This is a genomic window from Methanofastidiosum sp. (assembly GCA_013178285.1).
Taxonomy (GTDB): Archaea; Methanobacteriota_B; Thermococci; order Methanofastidiosales; family Methanofastidiosaceae; genus Methanofastidiosum.
This window is the reverse complement of sequence record JABLXD010000001.1, coordinates 42729-57014: the sequence shown is the minus strand read 5'-3', so window position 1 is coordinate 57014 and position 14286 is coordinate 42729. Positions and strand designations below refer to the sequence as shown.

Annotated in this window: 16 protein-coding genes; 14 read left to right on the top strand and 2 right to left on the bottom strand. The window is 37.7% G+C overall.

Annotation, left to right across the window (positions count from 1 at the left end; translation table 11 throughout):
* Nucleotides 1-39: 39 nt before the first annotated feature.
* On the bottom strand, nucleotides 40-555 hold the full coding sequence (locus tag HPY60_00305) for a hypothetical protein (protein NPV49626.1): 516 nt from the start codon (nucleotides 553-555) through the stop codon (nucleotides 40-42).
* 44 nt (nucleotides 556-599) lie between these two features.
* The gene (locus HPY60_00300; protein ID NPV49625.1) at nucleotides 600-1097 is read right to left on the bottom strand and encodes a hypothetical protein; all 498 of its coding nucleotides are present in this window, start codon (nucleotides 1095-1097) and stop codon (nucleotides 600-602) included.
* A 138-nt stretch (nucleotides 1098-1235) separates the two neighbouring features.
* Between HPY60_00300 and metG the strand changes: the two genes are divergently transcribed.
* From metG to HPY60_00230, 14 genes are all read left to right on the top strand, one after another.
* Nucleotides 1236-3272, top strand: coding sequence for a methionine--tRNA ligase (metG, locus tag HPY60_00295; GenBank protein NPV49624.1), 2037 nt, complete (start codon nucleotides 1236-1238; stop codon nucleotides 3270-3272).
* A gap of 97 nt (nucleotides 3273-3369) precedes the next feature.
* Nucleotides 3370-4620, top strand: coding sequence for a PQQ-like beta-propeller repeat protein (locus HPY60_00290; GenBank protein NPV49623.1), 1251 nt, complete (start codon nucleotides 3370-3372; stop codon nucleotides 4618-4620).
* Nucleotides 4621-4721: 101 nt separating this feature from the next.
* Nucleotides 4722-5711 carry a hypothetical protein gene (locus HPY60_00285; GenBank protein ID NPV49622.1) on the top strand — a complete coding sequence of 330 codons (990 nt, stop codon included), beginning with the start codon at nucleotides 4722-4724 and terminating at the stop codon, nucleotides 5709-5711.
* An 85-nt stretch (nucleotides 5712-5796) separates the two neighbouring features.
* Complete coding sequence (locus HPY60_00280) at nucleotides 5797-6264, top strand: hypothetical protein (protein NPV49621.1); 468 nt, start codon at nucleotides 5797-5799, stop codon at nucleotides 6262-6264.
* Between the two features lie 157 nt (nucleotides 6265-6421).
* Nucleotides 6422-7468: a hypothetical protein gene (locus HPY60_00275; GenBank protein NPV49620.1), complete on the top strand. Its 1047-nt coding sequence runs from the start codon at nucleotides 6422-6424 to the stop codon at nucleotides 7466-7468.
* A 130-nt stretch (nucleotides 7469-7598) separates the two neighbouring features.
* Nucleotides 7599-8621: a hypothetical protein gene (locus tag HPY60_00270; protein NPV49619.1), complete on the top strand. Its 1023-nt coding sequence runs from the start codon at nucleotides 7599-7601 to the stop codon at nucleotides 8619-8621.
* A gap of 143 nt (nucleotides 8622-8764) precedes the next feature.
* Nucleotides 8765-9844: a hypothetical protein gene (locus HPY60_00265; GenBank protein ID NPV49618.1), complete on the top strand. Its 1080-nt coding sequence runs from the start codon at nucleotides 8765-8767 to the stop codon at nucleotides 9842-9844.
* Nucleotides 9845-9910: 66 nt separating this feature from the next.
* A complete protein-coding gene (locus HPY60_00260) occupies nucleotides 9911-10198 on the top strand; it encodes an ACT domain-containing protein (protein NPV49617.1) in 288 nt (95 codons plus the stop codon).
* 5 nt (nucleotides 10199-10203) lie between these two features.
* Entirely contained in the window at nucleotides 10204-11556 is a 1353-nt protein-coding gene (locus HPY60_00255) for a PFL family protein (protein NPV49616.1), read from the top strand.
* A gap of 59 nt (nucleotides 11557-11615) precedes the next feature.
* Nucleotides 11616-11909, top strand: coding sequence for a hypothetical protein (locus tag HPY60_00250; GenBank protein ID NPV49615.1), 294 nt, complete (start codon nucleotides 11616-11618; stop codon nucleotides 11907-11909).
* The gene (locus tag HPY60_00245) at nucleotides 11906-12241 is read left to right on the top strand and encodes a DUF86 domain-containing protein (protein ID NPV49614.1); all 336 of its coding nucleotides are present in this window, start codon (nucleotides 11906-11908) and stop codon (nucleotides 12239-12241) included. Before HPY60_00250 ends, HPY60_00245 begins: the two co-directional genes overlap by 4 nt.
* A 139-nt stretch (nucleotides 12242-12380) precedes the next feature.
* Nucleotides 12381-12587, top strand: coding sequence for a hypothetical protein (locus tag HPY60_00240; protein NPV49613.1), 207 nt, complete (start codon nucleotides 12381-12383; stop codon nucleotides 12585-12587).
* On the top strand, nucleotides 12580-13071 hold the full coding sequence (locus HPY60_00235) for a PIN domain-containing protein (GenBank protein ID NPV49612.1): 492 nt from the start codon (nucleotides 12580-12582) through the stop codon (nucleotides 13069-13071). The genes HPY60_00240 and HPY60_00235 overlap by 8 nt, the downstream gene beginning before the upstream one ends.
* A gap of 103 nt (nucleotides 13072-13174) precedes the next feature.
* A complete protein-coding gene (locus tag HPY60_00230; protein ID NPV49611.1) occupies nucleotides 13175-14188 on the top strand; it encodes a hypothetical protein in 1014 nt (337 codons plus the stop codon).
* Nucleotides 14189-14286 lie beyond the last annotated feature (98 nt).

Here is a 14286-nt window from a genome sequence, read left to right as displayed (position 1 = left end):
TATATATTATTAGGCCTTAAATCTATGATTTATTTAAAATTATAATCTGCTTATTACGTCATCACTAATTAGGTAAGGTGATTTAGAATTGGGATATACAACTCTGTCTTCATAGTTGTGTTTTCTGTACGCAATTACTAATGATATTAGTTTTCCCCTATCGTGGTTAAAAATACTGTTATCAAGGATTGCAGGAAATGATTCAGAAGTTTCAGGGATTATCCGAACAACTTGTTGTCCTATACATACCTCATCAGATATAACAAAATCTCCAATCACATATGATAAATCCACTATAATTATTATCGGAACATTTTCTGGGAAATGTTTTATTTCGCCGAGAAGTTTATTTTTGATTCTTCCAGCATCCTTTAGTAATCCGCCCACCATTTTTGAAGCAACTCCACCTTTTCCATTAGTAGTTTTGCCAATAATGAAATGTGCTATCCCTTTATCGTTTTTAGTATAATAATAGGTCTCCGCAAAATTAATAGAATCATGATCATTTATTATTGATTTGATTAATTCTATAAAATCATCTATATCTTCATCCACAAAATCTGCTTCAGTGCCAAAACAAATTGCATATGGGTTATTCTCTAATCATTAATTTTATCTTCAATTATGTTTTGGATTCTGCCGATTTCCCTAAAATTTTGATCATCTAATATGGTAATAATTTCGGCAAAATACTCTTTATTTGCAATTGTAAGTTTAATGTCAGGTACTTTTTCTAAGTTTTCTAAGATCGGTTCGTACTCAACTTTAAAATTATTATTTTCTTTGTTATAATAAAAGGATAAAACTTCTATTTCACTTAATATAGAACGGGTCGTATCTTCATCCTCATTTGTTTTAATTTTTTTTATTATACGTTTTATTTTATCTGTTTTATTTTTAATAAGTATAAGCTTTGTAGATATCTTTTCAAGAAAATCTTTGTTATAAAAAGATTTAAAAAAAGGGTGTAATTCTTTGAGATATTTTACCTCAAATTGAGAATCAATCCAATCTGAGCCAAATAATTCTTTTATAATTGGAAATTCCTCTAAATTCTTCTTAATATCTTCAAAGACTTTTTTAGGTACTTCTTGCATACATTTTCTAAAAATATAGTATTTATATAATTTGATTAATATCTAAAATTAGGACATATTTTCCTCCCCATTTCCCCCCTCACAAAGCCTTTTAAACATTTTTTAAGCACTATTAAATACTAAATAGGAGTTATAATCATGAGAGAAAGAATACTTGTCACTTCCGCTCTTCCCTATGCAAATGGCCCCCTCCATGTAGGCCATATAGCAGGGGCTTACCTTCCAGCAGATACCTATGTCAGGTACAATAGGCTAGCTGGCGCGGATATAGTTTATGTAGGTGGAACAGACGAACATGGAACGGCAATAGAGATAAAGGCCCTAAAGGATGGCGTCACGCCAAAGGAACTTGTTGACTTTTACTATGAGGATATGAAGACAGATTTTAAAAATCTAGGCATATCCTATGATAACTTTTCAAGAACTTCACTTCCCGTTCACCATAAGACCTCTCAAGACTTCTTCTTAAAGATCTTGAAGAACGGCCATATTGAGAGAAAGACTGTTGTCCAGGCATTCTGCCCCAAGTGCAACATGTTCTTGGCGGACAGATACGTCGAGGGGACATGCCCGACATGCGGCGCCCCGGACCAAAAGGGAAACCAGTGCGAGGTATGCGGAAAAGTCTTGGAGCCTATCGAGCTAGTCGACCCAAAGTGCATCACCTGTAGCACAACGCCAGAGGTAAAGGAAACGTTCCAGTGGTTTATCAGGCTAAGCGACTTTCAAGACGAGCTTGAAGTCTGGATGAAGTCAAACAAGCACTGGAGGCCTAATGTCGTTAACTTCTGCCTGAACTGGATCAAGGAAGGTCTGCAAGATAGAGCAATCACTCGTGATTTGCAGTGGGGTATTAAGGTCCCACTAGAGGAGGGTAAGGACAAGGTTCTCTATGTCTGGTTTGAAGCTGTAATTGGATACGTCTCATCCACAAAGGAGTGGGCAGAGAGAATGGGAAAACCAGACGCATGGAAGGATTATTGGTTAGATGGGAAAATAGTCCACTTCATAGGTAAGGATAACATTCCGTTCCACGCTATCATGTGGCCAGCATTCTTGCTCGGGTACGGTGAGTACGAAGGCAGGAAATGGAAATTACCATACGATGTCCCGGCAAATGAGTACCTAAATATCGGGGGAAAGAAGACCTCAACATCAAGGAACTGGGCGATATGGCTTGGCGACTTCCTAAAGGACTTCCCGCCTGACTACTTAAGATACTACCTCACAACTGTAGCACCTGAATCAAGGGACTCTGACTTCCTCTGGGAAGATTTCCAGAAGAGGATAAATGACGAGCTAAACGACATAATAGGAAACTTTGTCCACAGGAGTATCACATTTGCCTACAATAACTTTGACGGCAAGATCCCAGAGATGGATGAATCACTCCTAGATGATGACGATAGGGAAGCCATAAAGAACATGGAAGAGATCGGTACAAAGGTCTCTGACCTGATAAAGGTATTCAAGATGAAGGACGCATTGAAAGAGGTCGTCTCATTTGCAAAGAGCTGCAACAGGTACTTTGACAAGAAGGAGCCGTGGAAGCTAGTAAAGACCGATAAAGCAAAAGCAGCAAACACTATCTACATATCACTAGAGCTAGCAAAGACACTCTCAATGGTCTTAAATCCATTTTTGCCTTTCTCAACAGAGAAGATGCTAAAAGAAATAGGCATCAATAAGTTTGTCTGGGATGACAGTGCAAAGCTCCTATTAAAGCAGGGGAAGCCTTTAGAAAAACCGGAGCCTATATTCTCCAAAGTCCCTGACGAGGAGATAAAGCGCCAGATACAAAAGCTTGATAACCCAGCGCCAATGAAGAAGACACTGGTAAAGAAGGAGGAAACACCCATGATACCATTTGATGAGTTTGCAAAACTTGATATAAGGACTGGAAAGATCATCTCAGTCGATGACCACCCGAAGGCTGACAAGCTCTACGTGATGAAGATTGATGTGGGGGAAGAAAGAACAATAGTTGCAGGTATAAAGAGCTACTATAAGAAGGAAGAGCTAGTCGGAAAGAAGATAGTGGCGATATGCAACTTGGAGCCAGCAACAATCCGTGGTGTCAAGAGTGAAGCGATGCTTTTGGCAGCTGACGACGGAAAGCTTGTATCACTTTTAGAAGCAGATAAGGAAATGAAGACCGGTGCAAAGATAAGATAATTTTATTTTTAAATTATTTTAATATTTTTCTAATTCTAGGCAAAACTTTATATAATAATTTGAATTTATATTTAGATAATTATAACGGTGATTTTTCATGAATAAAAGATTAACAGTTATTTTACTAGTTGGTATATTTTTAACGTCTTTTGGAGCGGTTCTTGCCGCAGACGGAGATATAAAGTGGACATATGCTGCAGAAGATTATGTTTATACTTCCTCTGCGATTGGTGCAGACGGTACCATTTATTTCGGGGACTATGACGGATTTATCTATGCATTAACGCCAAGTGGAGCCCTAAAGTGGAAATATGACACAGGCGGAGAATATTTCACCGCTTCCTCTCCTGCAATTGGTATGGATGGCACAATCTATATCGGGCACTATTACAACGGCCTTTATGCAATGAATCCCAACGGAACTGTAAAATGGATATTTGATAATGATGGCAGCATTGGTTACATTTGCTCTTCCCCTGCGATTGGTGCAGATGGCACAATCTATTTTATCAGTCATGACGGCTACCTCTATGCATTAACGCCAAGCGGTACTAAAAAGTGGGATTATGATATTGACAGCACTTCTTATGCACGCTCTTCCCCTGCGATTGGTGCAGATGGCACAATCTATGTGGGGAGCGTTGACTACTACCTCTACGCAATAAATCCAGATGGTTCTGAAAAGTGGACATTTGAGACTGAAGACAGTATTGGCTCGTCCCCTGCAGTTGGTAGGGATGGAACAATCTATGTAGCGGACTGGAGTGGAAACGTTTTTGCAATAAATCCAGATGGTTCTGAAAAATGGAGTTACTCCACAGGTAGCAGTATGGGTCGTGCTTCTCCTACAATAGGGACTGACGGAACAATCTATATAGGCGGGTCTGACGGCTACCTCTATGCAATAACCCCAACAAGCGGGGACTTGAAATGGACATTTGAAACAGGTGGTGCCATTCCGGCATCTGTTGCAATTGGTGCAGATGACACAATATACATTGCAAGCAAAGACAATTACCTTTATGCGATAAGCCCAACAGGAAGTGGCAATCGCACTGACTACAAGTGGAGGACGAACATCCATAATGATGGTAGGTCATCCCCTACAATCGGCTCTGACGGCACGATCTATGTAGGAAGCAGTGACTATAATCTCTATGCATTAAGCGGTAGCCCAGGATGGACCTATGCGGCATACCAACGATCAATGAGTGTTTATGCGGACTCTCCCTGGCCAAAATTCCAGCATAACAACTTAAACCTCGGTAGAGAATTAACTTTACAGCCAAAATCACTTCCCATAGACAGGATTCTTAAGATACTAGAGAAGAACAAAGACAACGAATAAATCTTTTTAAATTCTATTTTCTTAATTATTTTGAAAATCAAAACCCAAAAAGTTAAATAGTATTATTTTCTTTTATTTTTAACATTATAATGGTGTTTATTATGAATAAAATGAAATCTATACTAATAATGTCAATACTTTTAGTAAGTATTTTTATGATATTAAGCCCGGTCTCTGCGGCTACTTTTAATGTCTACCCTAGCGATGATATTGAGGCAATAATTGAAGCTGCATCTACAGGTGATACAATTTATGTCCACGCCGGAACTTATCTTATAGATGATACAATTATTATAAATGCAGATAATATTTCAATAATAGGCGACAGTCCTTTTAATACTATAATTGATGCAACATCTTCTGGCGGAGGCGGCTTCTACTCATTGAAAAAATATATAACTATAAAAAATATTACCGTAAGAAATGCGCCGGGATATGGAATTCTTATGGATCAACAAAATGTTGGTGGAAATTGGGTGGGTGGAGAGTATGCAACTATTGAGAACTGTATCACCCACAACAATGGCTTTGCATATGTAGAAAACGGCATTCTTGTTGCCGATTATGCTACAGTTAAAAATTGCCTTTCATTCAATAATGGATGTGATGGGATTGGAGATAATGGCTACAGCACATTCATCAACTGCACCTCTTTTGGAAACGTCTACGATGGATTCTACAGTGACGATGGCGGAACTAAAGTGATAAACTGCATAGCAGTTGGAAATGGTGACAATGGATTTGATATTGAAAATAATATCTCTTCAGAAGTGATATATTGTAACGCATGGAATAATCTTAACGGTAATTATGATGAAACACCTGCTGGAACTGGATCAATCTCAGTTGACCCAAAGTTTGTCGATGGAATAAATACATTCTATCTTTTGCCAAGCAGCCCATGTGTTGACAAAGGCTCTACATCATCAGCTGCTCTTGGATTATATGAAGGATTCACAACAAGAACAGATGGAATCTGGGATAAAGGCACAATTGATATGGGGTTCCACTACGCTTCGAATAACAGTCCACCACCTTCAGGATTACCAATTTATAGAATCCTTAAAATCTTAAAAGAAAATCAGGAATAATTCTCTTCTTTTTTTAATATATTTCTTCTTACAGATAAATTTAAATATTACTACTCTCTTTTATTCTTAACTTAATAGTGACATTATGAAAAAGATAATGGCTATATTGATAAGCTTGCTGTTTGCAGTCACGACTCTAACTTCTGTTACTGGATTTTGTGAACCCTCTGATAAAGCATGTTACATTTATTGTTTAATATGTAATCCGTCACCCTGTTCTCCATGTGGAAGTTATTGTAATATTTATGGGCCCAGTTTAGTTCACGTAGGTGACATCATTACTGTAGAAATATACGGTTTTGATTGTAATCTACAAAGCAGTGCATTTATTTTCTGCGATAATTTTGAAGTTATATCTTCAGATAAAGGGTCATCAGGGGGTACTGGGTGTGGATGTGGTACAGTTCAAGTCTACAAACTTAGGGCATTGAGCCCTGGTGTTGTCGGTGCAACTTTTACTTGCAACGAGAACAAACTCAATATTACTGTAACCCCAAAGGAATACCCAATGCACCAGTTCATGAAGATCTTAGAAAAGAACAAAGGCAATTAATTTCTTTTATTTTTCTCTTCTTTTTCTCAAATATCTTTTTTATTAATTTTAAGCATTCTTTTTTCTTATATTCTATTTTCCATTGCTAAATTCACAATATCTAGCACAAACTTTAAATATGCTAAATTTTTCTTCATAACAATTAATGGTGACTAATATGAATAAATCTCTAAAAATATTATTTATGATATCTGTTTTGGCATTTGCCACCTTTTCTACTGTCATGGGTACTAAAGTATTGTCAGAAGTTAGGATAACTACAGACACCTATGATCAGATGCAGCCAGCTATATATGGAGATATAATAGTCTGGAGGGACGATAGAAATGGTAACAATGACATTTACGGATATGATCTCAGAACAAATACAGAGTTTGCCATTTGCACAGCAGCACGTGCCCAAGGATGGCCTGCGATATACGGCGACTATGTCGTATGGCGAGACAGAAGGGACGGAACAAACTATGACATCTGGGGGTACAATCTAAGGAACAAAACAGAGTTTGCTATAACTTCAGATTCCTCTGATAAAGAACAGCCGGCGATATACGGCGATATAGTCGTCTGGGTTGATACGAAAAATGGTGGCAACAATGATATATTTGGGTATGATCTAAAGACCCAGCAGATTTTCCCGATATGTACAAACCCAGCCGACCAGTATCAGCCTTCGATATACGGTAATATTGTCGTATGGCGAGACGATAGGAACGGCACAAACGATATTTACGGATATGACCTAAATACAAAATCTGAATTTCTCATATGCCAAGAGGTTCGTGTTCAAGGACAGCCAAAGGTATACGGCGACTATGTCGTATGGCGAGACAGAAGGGACGGAACAAACTATGACATCTGGGGGTATAATCTAAAGACAAAGCAGCAGTTCCCGATAACTGCAGATACATTTGATAAGGATTCACCAGGGATTTACGGCGATATAATTGTATGGGAAGATACCAAAACAGGAAATAACGATATATTTGGATACAATCTTATGACAAACTCCGAGTTTCAGATAACTACCAACACTTCAAGTCAGGAGCAGCCTTCAATATACTGTGGCCGTGTGGTCTACCAGGATTACAGAAACGGTAACTATGACATCTATCTTGCAAACCTTGATGTTGTCTGCACTACACACAAATCCCTACCAATGGATAAGATTCTAAAGATACTCAAGGAAAATAAAGACAACGAATAATTCTCTTTTTTTTATCTATTTTTAATATTCTTTTTTAGTAATTTTCATTTATAATTGGTATATTCTCAAGAAAAAACAAAATCTTTATATATGAAATAAATATTTTTCATATTGACTTAAAGGTGTAATTATGAAAAAATCCTTAATGATATTTTTTATAATGTTTGTGTTGATGTTTTCAATGGCGGCCTCCGTACTAGGGACGAAGGTTCTATCCCAACAGCAGATAACAAATGACCCATCGAATGATAATCAATACCCTGATATCTATGGCGACATAATAGTCTGGGACAATACAGTCATAGATGAGGGGGCGCTCTACAGCATCTACTGTTACAATCTTGGTACCAATCAGCAGTTTGTGATAGCTGAAGATATTGGCGAAAACGGATACCCTGCCATATGGGGGGATTACGTTGTCTGGATGCAGGATGGCAAAATCTCCATTTATAATCTTAAGACAAAACAGGCAACGCTTGTAGGCGGTAACGATGACAAAGCTTACTGGCCTGATATTTATGATGGCACAGTTGTATGGAGTGAGAACGGGGACATACGCTCTTACAATATAAAAACAGGCGTCTTTAGAACGATATCTGATTCAGATATGGCAGACTATCCGGCAATCAATGGAGATATAGTCGTATGGGAAGATGGTGGAGATATCTACGGATTCAATCTAAAGTCAAGTACCACACCTTTTTTGATAAGAGATACGGACGGTGCATACCGCCCGGTAGTATACGGCGACATAGTCGTATGGGAAGAGGGCACCAAAATATGGAAACATAATTTAAAGACAGGAGAGCAAGTTTCTATTTCCTCTGATATGATTACATATGCACAATACCCTGATATTTACGGGGACATAGTCGTCTGGCGGGAAGGCGAATACAGTATATACGGGCACAATCTATTAACTGGGCAAGAGTTTTTGATAAGAGACTCAGCGGATCCTTACAATTTGGAATATCCCGCCATATACTGTGGCAGAGTTGTCTGGCACGAAAATTTTTATCATTCTAGTGAAGACTTATCCAGATACCAGATCTTCCTTGCAAATCTTGATGTGGTATGCGAAACACCAAAGAAGCCACTCCCGATGGACTGGATTATGAAGAAGTTTGGGCTTGGCAAATTCAAGAACAACTAATTTCTTTTATTTTTTCCACTTTTCTCATTATTAACTTTCCACCTTACAGACCAAGCTCTATTTTTAATATTGATTATCAATAACAACCAATAATTTTATATATTCTTGCTTGTCTATTCTAGGGTATCCATAGGTGAAAAAGTATGAAAAAACTAATCTCTATTATATTAGCTATAATGTTTTTAGCATCCATAGGGGCGGCATATGCTGCAGATGGGGATATCATATGGTCTAAGATATACGATAGCAACGATAATGAACCATACGGTGTTGCAGTTGACCGCCAAAACAATGTGATTGTTACAGGAGACGGCGGTACAGTAAAGTATGGTCCAGATGGCAACGAACTATGGGCCCACTCCATTTATGGCAATGATGTCGCAGTTGACTCAAATAACAACATAATATTAACAGACGGCTCAGAGACAATGAAGTACGATCCAAATGGTAATCCTCTATGGGCAAGCGCAATCACTTTTGGTGGTGAAGCTGTCGTAGTTGACTCAAATAACAACATAATAGTAACAGGCAGTTCGGGTACGAGAAAATACGATTCAACTGGAACTCCATTGTGGCCGAGTGCAATTGGAATTAGTGGGGATGACGTTGCATTAGACTCTCACGATAACATAATTGTAATTGGAGATGGAGATAGTTATTTCATAGAAAAGCGTGATCCAAACGGCAATATGCTCTGGGATAAAACTATTGATATTACTTCAGGTTCTGATTATGGGGTGGGTGTTGCTGTAGACTCTCACGATAACATTGTCGTTACCGGTTGGGTTAACGATCCTGATCCTTCAATTAATTATGCATCATGCACAATAAAATTGGCCACTGGCGGGACAGAGATATGGAGGATATATGATAATTCTGGGAGCAGATGGAGCTACAAAGTTGCGATAGATTCTTACGACAATATAGTATTGGCCGGAGGAAAATATGATCCTTCTGGAGAAAAATACCAGTGGTTAACAGTGAAATATGATTCAAATGGTAGAACAATTTGGGAAAGGGATTATGACTTTACTTTGGGTGCCCATGACGATGCTTACGATGTTGCAGTAGACTCACAAAACAATATTGTTGTAACAGGATATGTGTACAATGACACAGAAGAAAACTACTTTACAATTAAGTACCAGGGCGTTCCTCCAAGGAGTAAATCTCTCCCAATAGCACAGATATTGAAGATATTAAAACTCAATAAAGAAAAGTAACTTTTCTTTATTTACTTTCTCTCTTTTTTCCACTAACTTTTTAAGATAATAAACATCTTTTTACTCATGGCAGACCAAATTGGAGAAAAGATTGTTATTACCGTATTATCAGCCGATAGACCCGGCATCGTGGCAGGTGTCACAAGGGTTCTTGCTGACTTAAATGTCAATATTTTAGAGTTAAGCCAGACCGTTCTTGACGGCGTGTTCTCGATGATTGCCATAGCTGATATCAAAACGTCAGGCTATGACTTTAAGAAGATAAAGAAAGACCTTGAAGACGAAGGAACAAAACTTAACATTAATCTTCTCATTCAGAGGAAGGAGATATTTGACAGGATGCACAGGGTTTGAAGTGTATGGTAACGTCAGATGAGATTCTTGAAACAATCAAGATGGTAAAGGTCGAGCAGCTTGACATTAGAACTGTCACGCTAGGAATTAATCTATTGGACTGTGCTAAAAATGATGTTGGCCACACATGCGAAAGGATTACTGATAAGCTTATCGATAAAGCTGGAGATTTTGTCGAAATTGTAAATGGGGTGCAGGAGGACTTTGGCATCCCGATAGTCAATAAGAGGATATCTGTCACACCAATATCATTATTAATTAATGCCCTAGGAATGCCCTCTAAAAAAGCAGCAGTAAAGATCGCTACAACTTTAGACGAGGCTGCTGAAGATCTAGGTATCAATTTTATTGGAGGCTATACAGCTTTAGTGCATCGTTCCGCTTCTTTAGGAGACAACATTCTCATTGAATCAATACCTGAGGCAATGGACGCAACAGAGAGATTATGCACATCAGTTGTCGTTGCTTCAACTCGTGATGGCATCAACATGGACGAGATCCTCAGGATGGGCCGGATAATCAAAAAGACCTCTGAGATTTCTGACACAGGCTGTGCACGATTAGTTGTACTAGCAAACGCACCAGAGGATATACCTTTTATGCCTGGAGCCTATCATGGTATTGGAAACTCTGACGCATCAATCAACGTTGGTATCAGCGGGCCTGGGGTAGTAAGGGCAGCAGTAGAAAAGACCGATGGGAACTTCATGGACCTCTGCGACACAATAAAGCGCGTCTCTTTTAAGATAGTTAGAGCCGGAGAGCTAATTGGAGAAGAGGTTGCAAAGAGAATGAAAGTCGACTTTGGATCTATTGATCTATCTCTCGCACCAACACCAGCAGTAGGGGACAGCGTTGCAAAGATCATTGAGGACATGGGCATAGAGCACTGTGGTGGGCCCGGGACTACATGCGCATTGGCGCTTCTAACTGACGCTGTAAAGAAAGGCGGCATAATGGCAAGCTCACGTATTGGAGGATACAGTGGTGCATTTATTCCAGTATCAGAAGATAGGGGCATGATAGAAGTTGCAAAGGCGGGATACATAAACATTGAAAAGCTTGAAGCAATGACCTCAGTCTGCTCTGTAGGATTAGACATGGTTCCAATTCCAGGAGACACGCCAGCAGAAATTATCGCAGGGATTATAGCAGATCAGATGGCCATAGGAGTTTACAATAATAAAACAGTGGGTGCAAGACTTGTCCCAATCAAAGGAAAGAAGGAAGGGGACTACGTCCACTTCGGAGGGCTACTCGGAGAAGGTGCAGTAATGCCTGTAAAGAAGGTCGACTGCTCTAAATTTGTGAAAAGGGGCGGAAGGATCCCGGCATCAGTCACAAGCTTTAGGAATTAATCTCTTTTCTTATATTTTTACTAACAATATTTATATACAATTATGTCTTATATTGTTAGATGGAAACTGTATCCAACAAAGATAGTATGAGGGAAAAAATTATCCCAATATTAAAAAAACATAATGTAAAGAGGGCATCGCTATTTGGATCTATAGTTAGTGGCAACTATACAGATAAAAGTGATATAGACATTCTAGTTGAATTAGATGACGATCTAAGTCTTTTAGATTTTATAGACATTAAACTCGAGATAGAGGATGCGACAAAGAGAAAAGTTGATCTTGTAGAATATTCCACAATTAAACCTTCTTTGAAGAAATACATCTTAAAAGATCAGGAGGGCCTATTCTGAAAAAAAGCATCGACGTATATCTTGAAGACATAATAGATAGCATCGAATCTATTGAGAAATATACAGAAGGCGTATCTGAAAAAGAATTTTATCAAAATACCATTGTACAAGATGCAGTTATTAGAAGGCTTGAAATAATAGGTGAAGCTGTTAAGAAAATACCTAAAGAGGTTAGGGAAAAATATCCTCAAGTGCCTTGGAGGAGTATTTCTGGACTTAGAGATATATTGATTCATGAGTATTCTGGGGTAAGCATGACTAGAGTTTGGTTAATTATCTCTTCTGATTTAAAAGAATTAAAGGAAAATATTATCAAAATCAAAGAAGGTTGACTGCTCTAAATTTGTGAAAAGGGGCGGAAGGATCCCGGCATCTGTTACAAGCTTTAGGAATTAATTTATATTTTTCTTATCTCAAAAATACTAATTAGTAATAAGTAGATTTAAATAGAACTCTTTTTAACTGAGTAATATGGGCATTATTGTTCATGCAAAAATTAAAGATGGGATTATTAAAACAGATGAGGATCTTTCCAAACTTGGAATCGACGGTGAAAAAGTTATTTTGGAAATAAGAAGATCAAAAATCGATGAAATAGAAAAAAAACTTGTCCAGTCAAAAAAAGAGCTTATTGATGAAAGCATTGAAATGACTGAATACGGTGTAGATGTTGAATAACATTTCTAGCCTCCCAGATGGCTCAAGAATTTTTATAGATTCTAATATGTTTACTTACTTTCTTTTGAAACGTGAAGAGTATTATAACAATGTCAAATTATTTTTTAAAAGGATAGATGAAAAGAAACTTATTGGATTCATTAACTCAATTGTTATTTCTGAAACATATTTCAACTATCTAAGGGTAAAAATAAGTGAAAAATATAATATCTCGATAAAGGATGTTCCTAAACTTATTAAAGATAAACCCGAGATTTTGAGTGAAATTTCAATTGAGGTCGTAGAAGAGATCTTGTCACTTGAGAATATAAAATTCTTAGAATATAGACCAGAAGCAGATATCAAATATTTTATTTCTAAATACTCCCTTCTCCCAAATGATGCTATTAATGTAGCAACTTGCAAATTATATAATATTGAGAATATAGCAACAAATGACAGTGATTTCAATAGAGTGAATTTTTTGAATATCTTTAGGCCTTGAATCCTGATTATTTTTCCACGGCATCTAGCATCAGTTACAAGCTTTAGGAATTAACTTTAAATAGTTTATATTTTAAATATCTGTAATTATAATGGTGATTATCATGAAAAGATCAATTTCTTTATTAATTATTGGGATCTTTGCCATCTCGCTTTTGAGTGGTTGTTTAGAAACATCATATGTTAACATATATCCAGATCATGTTGAAGGGTGTCAGACTAGACCAATTATTTATGAACTTGTCTTAGATCAAAATTGTATGGCCCAATGTGGCTCAACTCAAAATCCAGATTGTGAAACTTCATGCACTATTGCAATAACTAAACAAGTGACTTTACCTTACACCTTCTCTGTTCCAAGGTGCAATCCAAATAACGCTAGGGAGGATTTTAAAAATACATCAACATGCACTGACTACACAGGCTGCACACCTGGGAAGGAATGCAACGGTACGCCATGCTCAAATTTCCTTTTGCCAAGTAACTATAGGTGCCAAGTTGTTGGTGAATCTTATAAACTTGAAATATTCTATTCTGGGACTGTATATGTAAATGGAACGCCCTTTGTAGTACCTGGCAGTTTAACTGTTACATTTTTAGATAGGCCTGAGGAGGGCCCAGATGTCACTCCAAATTCAATTGTGGGCATACCCTCATCTGTAACAATTACAGGTGATGAATTAGGAATTGCCGGTGTAAAGTTTTCAAGTGTATGTTGCTATGAGTGCAGACAAAAATCTATACCTGCAGCAATCCTCTATCCAAATGTTGACATCGAGGCCTTCCAGATAGTTGGCGGAGATACAATTATTCAAGATGGAAAGACCATATCAAGCTTTAACATATCGCCCGGCGCTCAGCAGACAGAGATACAGATTGAGAACAGGGGATTCTTTACTCAAAATGATGTCCGGGTCAGAGTTGATGGACTGCCTCAAGGAATAACTCTTGACCTAGATCCTGGAGTACAGAAGATAAAAGCCCACAAGATCGGAACTTACAAAGCAACATTCACCGTTGATCCAAATGTTCCCTCAGGCAGATACCCAGTTGTAATGACTGCCTTTTCACTGAACGGGACATTTGATAGGATTGTCATTGAGATAGTTGTTCCATAAATTTAATTTTTCTCTTTTTTAGATATTTTCTTTAATCCTTTAATCAGTGATTTTTCAAATAGTAACACTTAAATACTATTGATAATTATTATTGATAT

What these genes read in the sequence shown, in the direction of transcription:
- HPY60_00275 (NPV49620.1), top strand. Translation starts at nt 6,422, where the DNA reads ATGAATAAATCTCTAAAAATATTATTTATGATATCTGTTTTGGCATTT.
- HPY60_00265 (NPV49618.1), top strand. Translation starts at nt 8,765, where the DNA reads ATGAAAAAACTAATCTCTATTATATTAGCTATAATGTTTTTAGCATCC.
- metG (NPV49624.1), top strand. Translation starts at nt 1,236, where the DNA reads ATGAGAGAAAGAATACTTGTCACTTCCGCTCTTCCCTATGCAAATGGC.
- HPY60_00290 (NPV49623.1), top strand. Translation starts at nt 3,370, where the DNA reads ATGAATAAAAGATTAACAGTTATTTTACTAGTTGGTATATTTTTAACG.
- HPY60_00280 (NPV49621.1), top strand. Translation starts at nt 5,797, where the DNA reads ATGAAAAAGATAATGGCTATATTGATAAGCTTGCTGTTTGCAGTCACG.
- HPY60_00260 (NPV49617.1), top strand. Translation starts at nt 9,911, where the DNA reads ATGGCAGACCAAATTGGAGAAAAGATTGTTATTACCGTATTATCAGCC.
- HPY60_00230 (NPV49611.1), top strand. Translation starts at nt 13,175, where the DNA reads ATGAAAAGATCAATTTCTTTATTAATTATTGGGATCTTTGCCATCTCG.
- HPY60_00255 (NPV49616.1), top strand. Translation starts at nt 10,204, where the DNA reads ATGGTAACGTCAGATGAGATTCTTGAAACAATCAAGATGGTAAAGGTC.
- HPY60_00240 (NPV49613.1), top strand. Translation starts at nt 12,381, where the DNA reads ATGGGCATTATTGTTCATGCAAAAATTAAAGATGGGATTATTAAAACA.
- HPY60_00300 (NPV49625.1), bottom strand. Translation starts at nt 1,097, where the DNA reads ATGCAAGAAGTACCTAAAAAAGTCTTTGAAGATATTAAGAAGAATTTA.
- HPY60_00270 (NPV49619.1), top strand. Translation starts at nt 7,599, where the DNA reads ATGAAAAAATCCTTAATGATATTTTTTATAATGTTTGTGTTGATGTTT.
- HPY60_00250 (NPV49615.1), top strand. Translation starts at nt 11,616, where the DNA reads ATGGAAACTGTATCCAACAAAGATAGTATGAGGGAAAAAATTATCCCA.
- HPY60_00285 (NPV49622.1), top strand. Translation starts at nt 4,722, where the DNA reads ATGAATAAAATGAAATCTATACTAATAATGTCAATACTTTTAGTAAGT.